The sequence below is a fragment of the Aquiflexum balticum DSM 16537 genome (genome assembly GCF_900176595.1).
In the GTDB taxonomy this organism is placed as follows: domain Bacteria; phylum Bacteroidota; class Bacteroidia; order Cytophagales; family Cyclobacteriaceae; genus Aquiflexum; species Aquiflexum balticum.
This window is the reverse complement of the sequence record NZ_LT838813.1, coordinates 5,497,310-5,512,401: the sequence shown is the minus strand read 5'-3', so window position 1 is coordinate 5,512,401 and position 15,092 is coordinate 5,497,310. Positions and strand designations below refer to the sequence as shown.

Here is a 15,092-nt window from a genome sequence, read left to right as displayed (position 1 = left end):
AGATATTTCGCGGTACATTACCTGGGGCAATTATATCTAACGCCCCTACAGGGCTACCGGGGAAAAATCTTTCGCTAATTTGACCCCGGGCGGTGGTGCACGGGGATTGGAGAAACCGGAAGATATTTCGAAGCACCTTGCCCGGGGCTACCGATATTTAGCCCACTACGGGGCTGCTAAAAAAAACTTAATTTAAACTCCAATCTTATATTTGTAGGATAGTGGGGAGGAAGACAATGAGCCGGGCCGGCTTGGCCATGTGCGCTGATAGGATCTCATTGTCTTGACTTTTTTGTTACTTTTTTGGTCAAGCAAAAAAGTAAGAGAAGAAATGAAAGAAGAATAAATTGGACGTTACTCACTTAATGGAGCATCATAAAACACCCTATTAATTTGACTTGCGTTCCACATTTCGGTAAAGAGACGTTTTGTTCCAAAAATAGAATCTGTGACCGGAATTGCTTGAATCGTTGCTTTCATGACCCCGGGCTACCGTCCCCTTCAATCTGCGGGCTAAGGAGGAGGAAGGCAGGCCTGCCTGCAAAAGGCAGAAAAAAACAAAATACAACGACTAAAACCACTATACTTGTTGGCAAAGCGAAAATTTACAAATTTAAGTTAACTTAGGAGCTTGAATTTCGTAATAAGGGGTTTTTTAGATATTTAAATTTGAAAAAGGCAATTTTTACCATATCGCTGGATTTTGAACTTCACTGGGGGAGATTTGACAAATATCCTTTGGAGGAAAGTCTGAATTATTATAAGGAGACCAGAAAAGTGATCCCTTATATCCTTGAGCTTTTTGAAAAATATGGCATTGAGGCAACTTGGGCTACTGTCGGTAGCCTGATGGCAGAAAATATGGAGGAGTGGCAGCACTATTGCCCAAAGGAACAGCCAACTTATGGCAATAAAAAATATTCTCCTTATGAATGGATACAGCGGGAGAAATTTGTCCCTGCTGAAGCTTTGTTTGCGCCGGAACTGGTCAGAGAAGTAATAGCCTGTCCCGGTCAGGAAATCGGAAGCCATACATTCGCCCATTATTATACCTGTGAAAAAGGTCAGCTTAGCGAACAGTTCAGGGCAGATCTTCGGGCCTCTCAAAAACTGGCAAAGGAGAAATTCCAATTGGATCTTCAATCGTTGGTATTTCCCAGAAATCAATATAATGATGAGGTCATTCAGGTCGCCTATCAGGAAGGTTTTGATTTTATCAGGTCCAACCCATCAGACTGGTTTTGGAAACGAACCGAAAACAGCGGTTTACTCAAACGATTTTTTAGAACTGGAGATACCATAATCGGGTTAGGAAAAATGAGTCATTATCCCATGCCTGAAATGGAAGAAGGGAAACCCATGTTATTACCTTCTTCGCGGTTGCTGAGGCCTTATCGGGGAGATGGGCTTTTTCATCAGCGAAGACTGAAACGAATCAAAGATGAAATGGCATCAGCCGCACAGGCAGGTCATGTTTACCACCTTTGGTGGCACCCACATAATTTTGGTTTATATCCTCAGGAAAATCTGCACTACACGGAAGGTCTGTTCCAATTTTTTAACTCACTTCAGGATTCATATGGAATGCGCTCTTTGAATATGAAAAATGCTACAATAAAAGTTGTGTGAAATGATTTTTTTTGGTGATGTAAAAAATAGAGTTTTTAAAATATTCTTCAAATAGTTATGTTTTAACATTAAAAATACAAATTCAAGGTCAAAAAAAAGTATTAAAGACTAAAAAATACCCTGTTTAGGGTATTTTTTTTTGTTTTCTATTTCTCTACATTTGAATCGGGTGATTAAGCGACTTTTCGTCTAAATTTTTTATGAAGATGTCAACAGTATAGGTAGGGATTGTAAAATTTATATTTTTTAGCCCTACTTTTTTTTTATTCCATTTGCGAGTATTTATTGGAATCAATTACCATATTTACTTTAATTATTTATATTTGAGGACTTAAAAGCACCCGCTTTCCATTTATGAGGCATTCATTAGTTGCGATAATCCTGTTATTTTTTTCCGTTTCGTGTATCAGTAATAAAAGGATTACTTATTTACAGAATTTACCCGAAAACGATCCCATTGAATTGGACGAGTTTATTCCCTTTGCAGAGGTGGATTACCGCTATGTCCTGCAGCCATTTGATATTGTAGATGTGGACTTTGCTTCTTCCAATGAGGAGTTGACCAAAGCATTTGAATTTCAGGGCTCGAGGTCTATGCGTGGCGGCGGTGGGATGATTGGTGGTGGTGGAGATATATTCTATTTTACAGGTTATTCCATTGATCAGGATGGCTATATTCTTTTACCTAAATTGGGAAAAGTCCAAATAGCCGGATTGACCGAAGAGGAGGCTAGGGTAAAAGTGCAGGAGGCAATCAGTTCCTATTTCAAAGAGGAGGTTTTTGTCAAATTGAGGATTGGGGGGATACGGTTTACGGCTTTGGGAGAGTTTTCCAATTCAGGGACCTTATTGATCATGAAAAACCGGGCCACTATATTTGATGCCTTGGCACTTGCAGGGGAGTCAAGCATTCTGGCCAAAAAAGACAAACTCTTTATCGTCAGGCAATATGACGGGGGCTCCAAAATCCATCAGATCAATTTAAATGACCGGGCTTTGTTGGCATCGGAATTCTATTTTATTCAACCCAATGATATTTTATATTTGGAACCGATGAGGATCAGACAATTTGGAAATGCGGAAAATTTTTCTGCCTCATTGGGTCTGATCATTTCGGTCACCACCTCTTTATTGTTGATTTTTGCTTTGATCTCAGGTAATTTATGATTGACGGTAAAATAGACATATCGAAATTTGAGCAGGATGTCAAGCCCATTGATATCAAGTACTACCTGATCAAATATTCCAGGTATTGGCCTTTATACGCAACCTCAATATTTATTGCCATTGTGTTGGTTTTTTTGTTTCATCGCTATACTGTGGAAGAGTATGAGGTAAGGGGTTCTGTATTGATCCGGCAAAAAAATTCTCCCGAGGTAAGGATCTTGGACAGGTCCAATATTTTCAGCGGAAGCAACAACCTGGAAAATGATATCCTGCTGTTTACTTCCAAAAACCTTGCGGAGGAGGCACTGCGTAAGCTGCATTTTGATGTCAGCTATTATGCCTCTACCAATATCAAAGAAATCGAGCTCTACGACAAATCTCCGATAAAGGTAGAAGTGGATTGGGATTTTCCGCAGATGGAGTCCGGGACCATACATATTACCATGCTATCCGAAGATGAGTTTACCCTGACAAGAGAAGACAAGGGCTTTTTTGATTTTCTCAATGCCAAGGCAAACGGGCCGCTTGATGAAGAAATTCTAAACAAAAAATACCGGTTCGGAGAAGAAATCAGCTCCAGCAAATCCAAGTTTACTGTTCAGAAAGTCAAATATGTAAAAGAGGGAGATAAATTATATTTTATCATCCACAATCCTGCAGATGTTTTGGAAAGGTATTCCAAGGCAGTTTCCGTCCGACCGATCAACAGTTATGGAACTGTGCTTCAGGTATCGATGGTCTCCCGGGTGGTGGAAAAGGGCAGGGATTATGTCAATGCGCTGATGGACTCGTATATTGACTATGATTTAAAGGAAAAAAACAGGATTACAGAAAACACCCTTCGTTTCATAGACGAACAGATGCATATTTTGGAAGATACCCTGAAGATGGTGGAAAAGACCATGTTGGATTTCAAGGTGGACAATAAATTGATGGATATCAATTCGGAATTCGGCGGGGTTTTGGGGAATATTCAGAGTTTGGAGACCATGATCCAGAATATTGAATTTGAACTCAGTTATTACGAATCCATGCAAACCTATTTGAGGGAAAAGGGGAATGATTATTCAGATATTGTGGCCCCCTCCATTGTTGGGTTGAATGATGGTTTTTTGAACGGATTGATTGCGAATCTTGTCACGGTATCCTTGGAAAGGAGAAAATTACTTTCTGTGGTCAACGATAACCATCCCAATGTTTCCCAACTAGATGAGCAGATTTCAAAATTGAGGGAGAATATTTTTGAAAACATCAATAACCTGGTAGCCAATACCGAAAGGAGAAAAGAAGAGGCCCAAAGAAAACTCCAACAGTTGGATGATGAATTTTCAAAATTGCCACAGACAGAATCAACCTATACCAATATTTTCAGGCAGTTTAGGTTAAGAGACAATCTATACAATTATTTATTGGAAAAAAGGGCCGAAGCAGGAATTGCCAAGGCCTCCAATGTTTCGGATAATGCGGTCTTGGACTATGCCCGCAGGGGGAGTCTGATTTTTCCAAAGAAAGCCCAAAATTATGGGATGGCTTTTGGTTTGGGATTCTTTATTCCCTTGGCATTTTTATTGGGTTACCATTATCTGAACAATAAGATTATGGATGAGATTCAGCTGAAGAATTCCATCAGGATTCCGATGTTGGGCACTATTGGGCTGAGCAATAAGGAAACCAATATGTTGGTGGCTGAACATCCCAAGACAATGGTATCGGAGTCTTTCAGGTCGCTTCGTTCGGCGCTGTTTTATATTGCAAGTGATAAGAAATGTAAAAAGATCCTGGTAACTTCTTCTGTATCGGGTGAAGGAAAAACCTTTGTCAGCTTGAATTTGGCTTCGGCCATGGCTTTGAGTGGCAAGAAGACCTGCTTGGTAGGTCTTGATTTAAGAAAACCGAAGATGTCGGAATATGTAGGGGTGGATCATAAAGTCGGTCTTTCTACCTATTTGGTCGACAGGGCTGAAAAGGAGGATATTGTGATGGAGACCAAATACGAGAACCTCTATCTTGTTCCCTCCGGGCCTGTTCCCCCCAATCCTGCCGAATTGTTGTTGAAGGATAAGATGGCTACCTTTTTGGAATATTTGGAAAAGGATTTTGATATAGTGGTGATGGATACCCCGCCAATAGGCTTGGTGTCGGAGACGATGGATTTGTTAAGGTTTTCTGATGTCAATCTGTACATAGTCCGACAGGATTATACCCATAAAAAATACCTGCTGATGATCAACGACCTCTATGCCAATGATCAGATCAATAATTTTTATGCTGTATTCAATGGTATCCGTGCGGGTGGAGATGTGTATGATTTTGGTGGTTATAATTACGGCTATGGCTACAATTATTCCTACATGCGCAAAAACAAATATACAGGCAACTACTACGAAGATGATGACCGTAAAAAACCTTCGATGTGGTTGGATAAGTTTTTGGGGAAATTTAGGGTGTAGTTGGGGAGTGTTGTTGGATGACCGATGACGGATGACCGATGTGGGATTGTAGGAACTTCAGGTTAGTTGTTATTTGGTGGGGGATTTTTGGGAGGGGAAAGGTTTAGGGGAGATTTTTAGATTTTTGGGATCCAGGAATTCCTTTTCCGAACATTTACAAAACATTTAATATTCGGTTTAAAGCCTGCTTTTGAAAGGCCAAAGGTTGTGCTCTCCGGACCCTCTTTATTATTGCCTCTACAACAAAAAAAGCCCTTGACAAATATCATTGTCAAGGGCTTTTGTTCATTCATTATCAAGAAGAATTCTGTGGGATCAGGAATTCTTCTTACCTTCTTTCTTAGCTTTTTTATCAGCTCTCTTTTCTTTCAGGTTTTTTTCAGGCTTTTTCTTTTCAGCCTTTTTTACAGTTTTCTCTTTTGACATGATTTCCAAAATTTTATAAAAGGTAGGATTTATTAATCAATTCCGCAATGGTTAGGTCAAGGATTATTTTTATTAAAATTCAGGTTTTCGATTCCGGAAAATTCTATTTATCTGTCCTCGGGATTGCTGTTCGATATTTGTAATGTCGAACGACAGATGATCAGGATTTGTAATCCTGGTCTCGTTTAGGGAGGATTCTACTGGAATTACAAATTCCATTTATCTGTCCTCGGGATTTCAAATCCCGAGGAGCGCTGTTCGATATTTGTAATGTCGAACGACAGATGATCAGGATTTGTAATCCTGGTCCCGTTTAGGGATGGTTTTACTGGAATTACAAATTCCATTTATCTGTCCTCGGGATTGCAAATCCCGAGGAGCGATATTTAAAAATCCTTTTTCCTAAATACCCGCATCGCCACACCCAATGGCCATAGCATCCATAGCAGCATCATCGCTGAAGAGAGCAATATTCCCTTGGCAGATCCGAAGAAATTCTGGAAAAAGGCTCCCGTATATCCCATCAAAGCAGAGATATCCAACTGCATCAGCATGATGATTCGCCCAAGGTCCACAGGATTGAAGAAGACCAGCCCTAAGGTTGTTCTTTCCAGCGGGTAATCCGCCAGACTGTAAATCAGGTATAAGACAAATCCATCATAGATCAGAGAGAAATAAATCCAGAAGGATAAGCTGATACCAATGGCCTTGGCTTTGTCCCGGGTAAGTACGGAGGCCAAAAAGGCCAACCCGGCAAAGACTACGCTAAGCGCTATTCCTATTCCCAACAAGGTGAGTACAGTGCTGTCCGCTCCCCAAAGGATCATAGGGATGCCAAATCCGATGACTATGGCTGCACTCAGCATGATGATCACAGCCAAAACCTGACTCAGAAAAACATCCCGCCTCTTTACCGGCTGTGCCAGCATCAGTTCGGTAAATTCCAGGTTATTGAAAAAATGAGTGGTAGCAAATACGGCCGCGATCAAGGGTACAATCATCAACATGATATTGAGCAAACTTAAAGAGACCTTGCTCATGTCCTCAGATACCTGATAGATGGAAACAGCTACCAAGACCATAAAGATGGTATAGAGTATTGCAAACCTACTTTTCACGATATCATAAAGCGAGTATTTCAGTAACTTAAACATGGCTGAGATCAGTTATTTTCTTCTTTTTTTTTAAACTCCATTCCATCAATCTGGCAATGGCTGTTGAGAATTTTTCCTCTCCGGTGATGTCCTTAAGCCCGCTGATGGTATCATTGAAAAATACCTCTCCTTCATGGATATAGATGGCATGGTCTGTCAGTTCATCGAGTTCGCTGAGAATGTGGGAGGTGATCAAGATGAGTTTGCCTGCATCTCTTTCTTTTTTGATTTTGTTTTTCAGTGTTTCCACTGCCATTGGGTCCAGACCTGCTGTGGGTTCATCCAAAATCAGGATAGCAGCTCTGAACATAAATGCCAATGCAGCGCTTACCTTTTGGCGGGTTCCACCACTTAGGGTGTGCATGGGTTTGTCCATGATTTTGTCTAGGCCAAAAGCTTCGATCAGTTCAAGGTCATAATCCTTTATTCCCGGCCTCATGTCCTGCATCATGTTGAAGAGTTGCCCAATGCGGATATTGTCAGGATAGCGGCCTATCTGTGGCATATAGCCTATATTGGATCTATAGGCAAAATTCCCTTCAATGGATTCGCCCTGAACGAAGACTTCCCCGGAATTGGGAATGACCATACCCAGGATGATTTTGATCAAAGTGGTTTTTCCGGAACCGTTTGGCCCCATCAGGGCATAGCTTTTGCCGGAATCAAACTCCAGGTTGAAATCTTTCAAAACTTCAAGTTTGCCGAATTTTTTATGGATGTGTCGTACCGAAATCATAGGGTTTCATTTTAGGAGATTTGTCTATCATATTTTCAGGAGTAATGGAGGGAATGACTTTTTCCATTCTGTCCAGCAGGCTTACCATAAAACTTCTCCAGAGAATTACGGCTGAGGGGATTTTTTCAACAATTACACTAAACAGATTGATGGGCCGATAGGGGATATCCCCGATTTTATCCTTGTCCAAATCATAGCCCTCGTATTTATCCCAGTAATTTTCCTCAAGCTTGTTCAATACCAAATTTCCATTGGTGCTGATATCAAAGGTGTTGGCAAAGAAATTATTGGCAATAAATGTATTGTCATCATTACTTGCCATCAGTTTCAAAGCCCAGCCATTGTTGTTGAAAGAGTTGTTTTTGAAAAGGGTTCTACTGCTGCCTTCCATATAAATTCCAATGGTGTTTTTACGGAAGATATTACCGACAACTTCACTGTCGCTGATATCTTTGAGCAAAATGCCATAAGAACTTGGCCCTTCATTCTCCTCAAAAATGTTTTCTTTCATCAGAACATTTTTAGTGTACATGACAGCAACTCCGGCACCGTTTTTTTTGAAAGTATTTTTGATGTAGCTGTTTTCATGAGAAAACATAAAATGGAGCCCATACCTGTTGTTTTCTTCGATCAGATTACCTTGACTGACGGTATTGGTCACAAACTCCAGGTAAATACCGTCCCGGTGACCTTTCACATAATTGTTTTCAATGAGCGAGTTTTTGCATTTCCAGAGGTGGATGCCATTTCCTGTATGGTATTCTTTCTCGGCGGTTGAGATCAGATGATTGTTGGTAATGGTCATGTTAGAAGAATTGGAAAAATGAAGACCAAAAAAAGTGTTTTCCAATTTTACATTATCCACACTACAGTTTTTAGAATCAAAAAATTTGATCCCGGCAGAATCATTCATACTTGATTTTCCGGTGTTGATGATTTTGATACCGATAAAGTGAATTTTTTCCCCGGCAACCAAAAAAATATTGCCCTTGTCCTGACCGTCGATAATGGGGTAGGATTCACCCAAAATGGTCAATGGTTTTCGGATGATTATTTCGTTTTCCTGATAGATCCCGGCTGTCAAAAGCAAGGTATCTCCCGCAGAAGCCTTATCAACTGCTTCCCGAATGGACTGTCCTGCCTTAAGCCGAATAGTCTCCGATACAGATGGGAAAACCATCAGGATTGTTAGTATCAATGTGGTTATTATTTTCATTTTACTGTGGTTTTTTTTTGAGAACCAAGAATCAAGAACCAAGAATCAAGAAGCAAGAGCCAAGATCCGAGAAGCGAGAAGCGAGAAGCGAGATGCAAGAGCCAAGAGCCAAGAGACCAGAATCAAAGCTTACCCCGAGTATCGTGGAGTCAAGAAGCGAGATCCGAGATGCGAGAAGCAAGAGCCAAGAGCCAAGAGCCAAGAATCAAGAATCAAGAACCATAGGCCTGCCCCGAGTATCGGGGAATCAAGAGAATAGTGTGTTATGGTAAACCTCAAACGACGTTACTTTTTTCTTTGTACTTTGTACATTGTTCTTGGTACTTTGTACATAGTACATCGTACCTACTTCTTCAATCTAAAATCTACCTTCTACAATCTACCCTTATTTAAACTGCGTCACCAATTCACCCCAGGCCAAATACACTCCGCCGTGTTCACTTTTATACTTTTTGAGTGTTTCATAATCTGAGAAGGCAATGATATTGCTGGACATAGGGGTTTTGAAAGCTTCTGATTTGAGGTAGAATGACAGCTTGGCATCGGAAAGTGATTCCGGCTGATCGTAATCTGTGATCAGGATATGTTTCAAGTCTTGTTCATTGACCTCATCAGATTCCAGAAATGACATCAGGCAATTGACATCATCAAAGATGAAAATCTTACCTTTTTGCGTGACCACTTCTGCACCATAATGCGGATCCATCAATTTCATTTTGCAATGATGACAGACATCCTCTCCATAATTGATAGCCCGTGGATCTGCACTGCAGCCAAAGAGGAGAGAAATTAGGAGAATGTTTATGAGATGTTTCATTTTTTGAGACATAAGACATAAGATGTGAGACAGGTCGGTGAAACCTTTGAGGTTTTTTTAACCTCGAAGGTTTTTGGTTTAATGAGGTTTTTAGGTCATGAGTAGAAAAAACCTTCGAGGTCTTGAAACTTTGCAGTTACAGATACGAGGTTAATTCCATAAGACCTCAAAGGTTAAGCCCGTGAACCGAGATGCGAGAAACGAGTGCCGAGATAAATTCTCATTACTCCCAATACCTAAAGGAATTAAATTCTTCAATCTAAAATCTAAGATCTGAAATCCTTCAGCTTTTCCCCATACTTGGTACTTGGTTCATTGTACTTCGTACTTCCTTCCGCCTCCATTCCAAGACTACCACTACTATCATAATGGCAGCTGAAACTCCAAGGATCCAACCACCGATATCGGGTCCGGAATAGGCAAGGAAGTTCAGGAGTTCTTTGTATCCGATCAAGGGCGGCTGATAGGCCATTCCCGGTACTTTGATGGCTGCTGTTGGATCTAAGTTGTGCCCATAGTCATAGCCCCATAGATACATGTCAACGATTACTCCAATCCCCAAAAGGACAATAAGTCCCAAAAAGGAATAGGCCAACCATTTTTTCCCAATAATTGCGGCCAGGATTCCTATACTGATAATAAATCCAAATACATAAATGAGGTAAGTGAATTCGGGAAACATTTCTGCCCCTATATGTTTCATTCCAATATAATGGTTGACTCCATTGATGATGTCCACATCACCACTGAGTTTGTCAATCCAAATTTTCATGTTCAACCCTTCGGGATATTGGGGTGCCCAAAGACTGATTTGCCAAAGAGGGGTGAAATAAGCAGAAACCATTAATAAGGCCGCTATAAACACCAAAACTCTATTTATGGGAAGGATATTCTTCATGATTTTTTTTTGTAAACCGCCAGCAATTATGCTGGCGGTATTGGATGTTTTGCTACTATTCGGCTTCTCCTGTTGAAAACTTTAAGGGTGTATTGCTTCCTGCCGGGGATACCCTGATGTACCCTTGCATTTCCTGATGCAATGCAGAACAGAAATCAGTACAGTAGAACGGGAATATTCCCACTCTGTCCGGAACCCATTTCAATGTGGCTGTTTCACCGGGCATAACAAGTAGTTCAGCGGTATTGGCGCCTTTGACAGCTAAGCCATGGGGAACGTCCCAATCCTGTTCCAGGTTGGTCATGTGGAAATAAACCTCATCACCGACCCTTACGCCTTCAATATTGTCAGGCCTGAAATTAGAGCGGATACTTGTCAGGTAAATGTGAACCTTATTACCATCCCTTTCCACCCGGGCATCGTTGATTCCTTTAAGTGCTCGGGGATGGTTATTCTCTTCCATTTTGTAAAACTTGACCTGTTTGTCCATGATTAAAGACGCAGGAAATGCTTCTGCGTAGTGTGGCTCGCCAATAGTAGGGAAGTCAAGAATAAGCTGCATTTTTTCTCCGGAAATATCATAAAGCTGTGCTGAATGGGCTAATTCCGGACCAGTTGGAAGATATCTGTCTTTGGTGATTTTATTGTAGGCAACCATGTATTTTCCGTGTGGCTTACCTGTTGGTCCACCTGGGATCATTAAATGACCAACTGAATAGAAGGTAGGTACCCGATCCACTACTTCCAGTGTTTCGATGTTCCATTTTACAATTTCAGAGGAAACAAACATGGAAGTGTAAGCAAATCCTTTTCCGTCAAACTCGGTATGCAAAGGACCTAGGCCAGGTTTCTGAACTTCTCCATGCAACACAGATTCATACTTCAATACAGGCATTCCCTGCAAAGTCCCTTCAAAATCCTCATTTTCAATTGCATTTAGCATCTTGGTAAAGGAGAATACCGGAATAATTGCGGCCAATTTGCCACTGCCAATGATATATTCACCGGTAGGATCGGTATCAGTTCCATGGGGGGATTTTGGGCAGGGAATAAAGTATACAATGTCTTTCATTTCCTTTGGGTCTAAGACCAAAACCTCGTTCTTGATCGTGGATACGCCTGTATGCGTATGCTCATCCCACACATTATGGGCGTATTTCACACTTTGTTTTTTCCCTTTTCCCTGCTTGATATATTCTTCTGCTTTCTTCCAATTGACAGCCATGATATAATCTTTGTCTTTTTGGGAGGCGTTGACTTCAAGTAGGGTATGCGCCATTTCAGTGTTGTAAGTAGAGAAAAAGAACCAGCCATGAGACTTTTTCTTTCCGGCCCTTGCCAGATCAAAGTTGAACGGGGGAGCCTCAATTTGGAAACTAAGGTCCATCTCACCGGTTTGAGGATCTACACTGATAAAGCTGATGTGTCCTTTGAAGTTTTCTTTGTAGGTGGAGATCGGTACATCCCTGTTTTCATCTGTACCCGTAGGGACAGAAAATCGAGTGCCTGCAACTACATATTCGGTGTTTTCAGTAATAAATGGAGAGGAGTGGTTACCTGCTGAATTGGGTATTTCTATGATCTCCACGGTTTTGAAAGTGGTCAGGTCAACCCTTGCTATACGCGGGGTGTTATTGGCGTTGCCAAATGCCCATCTTGCGTCATGTTCCGCATTGGTGGTAGAAATCGCTATATGGTGCAAATCATCCCAAGGAACAAAACCGTTTGCCGTGTTGAGCATTGGTTTGGTTTCTTCCGAAAACCCATATCCATTTTCGGGATGAACTGAAAATACGGGCAATATCTTGAATACCCTTCCTGATGGAAGTCCTACGACTGACATCTGCCCATTGAATCCACCTGATATGATATTATAAAATTCATCATATTGTCCAGGTGGGACATATACTTTACTGGCTGCATCACCGGAGATCGTACTCTGTGCTCCTTTTGGTTTACATCCATAGGCAAAAGCCATTGCTATCGCAGCCCCTGCCAACAACCACATTCTTGTTTTCATTTTTGCTTTGTTTTAAATTGGATTAATTTATTGCGGTATCTTTAGTTCCGGTTCTTTCCAGATCGTTTTTGCGCAGGAATTCAAGGATATCTCTGGCATCACCTACAGAAATATTCTGATTGGGCATCCTGGTGAGACATTCCTCCAACAGGGCCTGCGCCACAGGGTCTTCATCGAGCATGACTTCTACATTGGTGATCATATTCATGATCCATTCGGGTCTTCTCCTGTTGGTCACTCCTTCGAAACCAGGACCGACTAACCTTTTGTCGTTGTATTGATGGCAGGCGGTACATTTCATGTCAAGAATTGCCTTGCCTTTGTTTGCCATGGTTTCATCGATGCCTTCAGCGAGGTCGACATTTTTGATTTCACCGATACCCTTGGGATCAGCGGGTTTTTCTGTTTGGGCAGTTGGTGGTGTATAGGAGCCTTGGCTTTCGCCGCCGCCACCTCCACAACTGGTCATCAGAAGCACAGCTGCTCCAAATGACATGAGCATTGAAATTTTCATAGTCTGTTTGTTTATTGAAATTTGAGTTTTGGATTTTGTTTGAATTAAATTGTACTTGTTTAGAGTTGAATTTTGATTTGTCACCATGCCGATCAATAATAAGATCAAAGCCAATGGCAATAGGGCGGAGGAGAGGAATAAAAGCAGGTGAAAGTGTGGGATAAAGCCCATTTTGGCCCAGAGTAAAGTGCCCTGTCCCAATAGCAGGATCTCAGAACTGATAAAACCAATACTTAGGATAGTCCAGGCCCATTTTGAAAGGTGATTGGATGGGAACCAACTGTTTTTGACTGAAAGGCCTCCTATTCCAAAAGTAATGGCGCCAAGCATCACCAAATGAATAAATCCTATGACATACATTCTGATGGTAAAGGCCATGATGGCCACTTCAGGAATGACTAGGGAGATCTGAATGATTGCTTTTGCCAATAAACTTAAAATTCCAAGGTAGATCATTCCGTCAATCCAATGGTTTGGGATTTTTAAAAAATCCCAGCTGAGGAATCTTGCAGATTTTAAAATCAGGAAATAAGCGAATCCTTGAAGTAGGACTCCTATGGTATTGAAATAATAAAGACTTTCAATCGGAGTGCTCCAGGATACTGCTAAGGCATAAGTAAAAATCAGGGAAAGGTTGAGTACTACAAAAAGGGTACGGCTGATGCTTACTCTAAATCCTTTTTGAATGGCAAAATGAACCAACAGGCCCAAAAATGAATAGACAAACCAGCCATTGAGTTGCAGGTGCAAAAACCACTGAACACTCATGAAATAAAGTGGATGCAGTTTGCCGAATGTCGCCGCAATAGGTGCAATTGCCCATAATCCCAAACTGGAAAGAACCATCCAATACACACTGTACCGGACCAATTTGACCGAGGCTGTATTTTCAATTTTGGATAGATCTTTCAGAAAACAGAAAGCAAATCCATAACTGACCAAAAGATGGAAGGTGGAAAATACGATGCTGTACAATCCGTATCCCTGAAAAGGGAAACTCAGCATCATACCAAGATTGGCGATTACTGCTAGGATGAATAGATTTCTGTAAGTCTTTAGCCTGCTGCGATCTTTTACAAATGTAAAAACCAGTGCCCCTGAAAGAAGTAAATATCCCCAACCTAAAAGTGCCACATGGGAATGGGCATGTAATAGGTGACGGTAATCAAAATAGGGAATTTCTCCAATAAAGAAGTAACGCATGGCCAACCCGAACAAAGCCGCCATCAAAAAGAATATTACCGCCCAAATCATCCATGGTTTTGCCAAGACTTCCATCGGTTTGAAAGAAGTGCTTTTAAAATCAATATTTGTTTGGGCGGGATTCATTTATCAGGGATTCATTTGTGCGTACAATTCAGAAGCTTTTGGAAACAAAATGTTGTTTTCCAAATGGATATGGGTGTGCAAGTCAGATTCAAACTCCTTGAGCATTTCAAACGCTACCCGGTAAGTCTGACAGCCATCTGAGGGTGTTTTGTACCCCTCGCTTAATTCGGAAATAGTCCTGAATCTTTCCCCTTCTGTTTCATGCTCGTCCTCCATCATATGGATGGGGTTATCGATATGGCCAAAGTGCGGTTTTGAAAGTGAGAAGCCACTTTTTTCTGCTTCTTCCATGGCTTTGACATATGGGAAGAGGATCAGTTCCTCTTTTTTCATGTGCGCAGTAAGGGCATCTGACGCAGCCATAAACTCATCGCGGATCCGGAATAATTCGGGGTGTCTTTCACCGTGAACCGTAGCCAGTTTCTGTAAATAAGCTTTCAGTGCCGGTATGGCATTTTCCACATATTGATGGTGTGTGACAATGATATGGTCTATCAATTGGGACAAGCCAAAATCAATGTAATGAACCTCTTCAGGCAATACAGTAGCTTTTTGTAGATCTTCTGTGACTTCCTGAAGGTCCACTCCGTTTTTTGAACAAGCTTCCTTTAGGCTGATACCACCTTTGCAGCAAAAGTCTATTCCATATTGGGTAAATACTTTAGCAGTTTTAAAATTTTCGGCAACTATGGCTCCGACTTTTCTGTTTTCCAGTTCTTTGATCATGACTTTTGGA

11 protein-coding genes are annotated in these 15,092 nt (G+C 41.2%); 3 read left to right on the top strand and 8 right to left on the bottom strand.

The features are described from left to right. Positions 1-669 precede the first annotated feature (669 nt). From B9A52_RS23365 to B9A52_RS23355, 3 genes are all read left to right on the top strand, one after another. Entirely contained in the window at positions 670-1,629 is a 960-nt protein-coding gene (locus B9A52_RS23365) for a polysaccharide deacetylase family protein (RefSeq protein ID WP_157370275.1), read from the top strand. A 354-nt stretch (positions 1,630-1,983) separates the two neighbouring features. Further along, the gene (locus B9A52_RS23360; RefSeq protein WP_084122992.1) at positions 1,984-2,796 is read left to right on the top strand and encodes a polysaccharide biosynthesis/export family protein; all 813 of its coding nucleotides are present in this window, start codon (positions 1,984-1,986) and stop codon (positions 2,794-2,796) included. After that, entirely contained in the window at positions 2,793-5,246 is a 2,454-nt protein-coding gene (locus B9A52_RS23355) for a GumC family protein (protein ID WP_084122991.1), read from the top strand. The genes B9A52_RS23360 and B9A52_RS23355 overlap by 4 nt, the downstream gene beginning before the upstream one ends. Positions 5,247-6,058: 812 nt before the next feature. On the opposite strand, the gene B9A52_RS23350 is transcribed toward B9A52_RS23355, so the two are convergent. From B9A52_RS23350 to ric, 8 genes are all read right to left on the bottom strand, one after another. Then, positions 6,059-6,826: an ABC transporter permease subunit gene (locus B9A52_RS23350; protein ID WP_084122990.1), complete on the bottom strand. Its 768-nt coding sequence runs from the start codon at positions 6,824-6,826 to the stop codon at positions 6,059-6,061. Next, on the bottom strand, positions 6,819-7,562 hold the full coding sequence (locus tag B9A52_RS23345) for an ABC transporter ATP-binding protein (protein WP_084122989.1): 744 nt from the start codon (positions 7,560-7,562) through the stop codon (positions 6,819-6,821). The genes B9A52_RS23350 and B9A52_RS23345 overlap by 8 nt, the downstream gene beginning before the upstream one ends. After that, positions 7,537-8,778, bottom strand: a complete 1,242-nt coding sequence (locus tag B9A52_RS23340) for a nitrous oxide reductase family maturation protein NosD (protein WP_084122988.1) — start codon at positions 8,776-8,778, stop codon at positions 7,537-7,539. Before B9A52_RS23340 ends, B9A52_RS23345 begins: the two co-directional genes overlap by 26 nt. A 385-nt stretch (positions 8,779-9,163) precedes the next feature. Next, complete coding sequence (locus tag B9A52_RS23330; protein WP_084123664.1) at positions 9,164-9,595, bottom strand: nitrous oxide reductase accessory protein NosL; 432 nt, start codon at positions 9,593-9,595, stop codon at positions 9,164-9,166. Between the two features lie 283 nt (positions 9,596-9,878). Beyond that, entirely contained in the window at positions 9,879-10,493 is a 615-nt protein-coding gene (locus B9A52_RS23325; RefSeq protein ID WP_084122986.1) for a hypothetical protein, read from the bottom strand. Positions 10,494-10,548: 55 nt separating this feature from the next. Continuing rightward, entirely contained in the window at positions 10,549-12,513 is a 1,965-nt protein-coding gene (nosZ, locus tag B9A52_RS23320) for a Sec-dependent nitrous-oxide reductase (RefSeq protein WP_084122985.1), read from the bottom strand. A 22-nt stretch (positions 12,514-12,535) separates the two neighbouring features. Then, a complete protein-coding gene (locus tag B9A52_RS23315) occupies positions 12,536-14,356 on the bottom strand; it encodes a c-type cytochrome (RefSeq protein WP_084122984.1) in 1,821 nt (606 codons plus the stop codon). A gap of 3 nt (positions 14,357-14,359) precedes the next feature. Beyond that, positions 14,360-15,082, bottom strand: coding sequence for an iron-sulfur cluster repair di-iron protein (ric, locus tag B9A52_RS23310; protein ID WP_084122983.1), 723 nt, complete (start codon positions 15,080-15,082; stop codon positions 14,360-14,362). Positions 15,083-15,092: the final 10 nt, after the last annotated feature.

Excerpts from the sequence above, each read along its gene's own strand:
- B9A52_RS23360 (WP_084122992.1), top strand. The coding sequence starts at position 1,984 with ATGAGGCATTCATTAGTTGCGATAATCCTGTTATTTTTTTCCGTTTCG.
- B9A52_RS23355 (WP_084122991.1), top strand. The coding sequence starts at position 2,793 with ATGATTGACGGTAAAATAGACATATCGAAATTTGAGCAGGATGTCAAG.
- B9A52_RS23350 (WP_084122990.1), bottom strand. The coding sequence starts at position 6,826 with ATGTTTAAGTTACTGAAATACTCGCTTTATGATATCGTGAAAAGTAGG.
- B9A52_RS23345 (WP_084122989.1), bottom strand. The coding sequence starts at position 7,562 with ATGATTTCGGTACGACACATCCATAAAAAATTCGGCAAACTTGAAGTT.
- B9A52_RS23340 (WP_084122988.1), bottom strand. The coding sequence starts at position 8,778 with ATGAAAATAATAACCACATTGATACTAACAATCCTGATGGTTTTCCCA.
- B9A52_RS23330 (WP_084123664.1), bottom strand. The coding sequence starts at position 9,595 with ATGAAACATCTCATAAACATTCTCCTAATTTCTCTCCTCTTTGGCTGC.
- B9A52_RS23325 (WP_084122986.1), bottom strand. The coding sequence starts at position 10,493 with ATGAAGAATATCCTTCCCATAAATAGAGTTTTGGTGTTTATAGCGGCC.
- nosZ (WP_084122985.1), bottom strand. The coding sequence starts at position 12,513 with ATGAAAACAAGAATGTGGTTGTTGGCAGGGGCTGCGATAGCAATGGCT.
- B9A52_RS23315 (WP_084122984.1), bottom strand. The coding sequence starts at position 14,356 with ATGAATCCCGCCCAAACAAATATTGATTTTAAAAGCACTTCTTTCAAA.
- ric (WP_084122983.1), bottom strand. The coding sequence starts at position 15,082 with ATGATCAAAGAACTGGAAAACAGAAAAGTCGGAGCCATAGTTGCCGAA.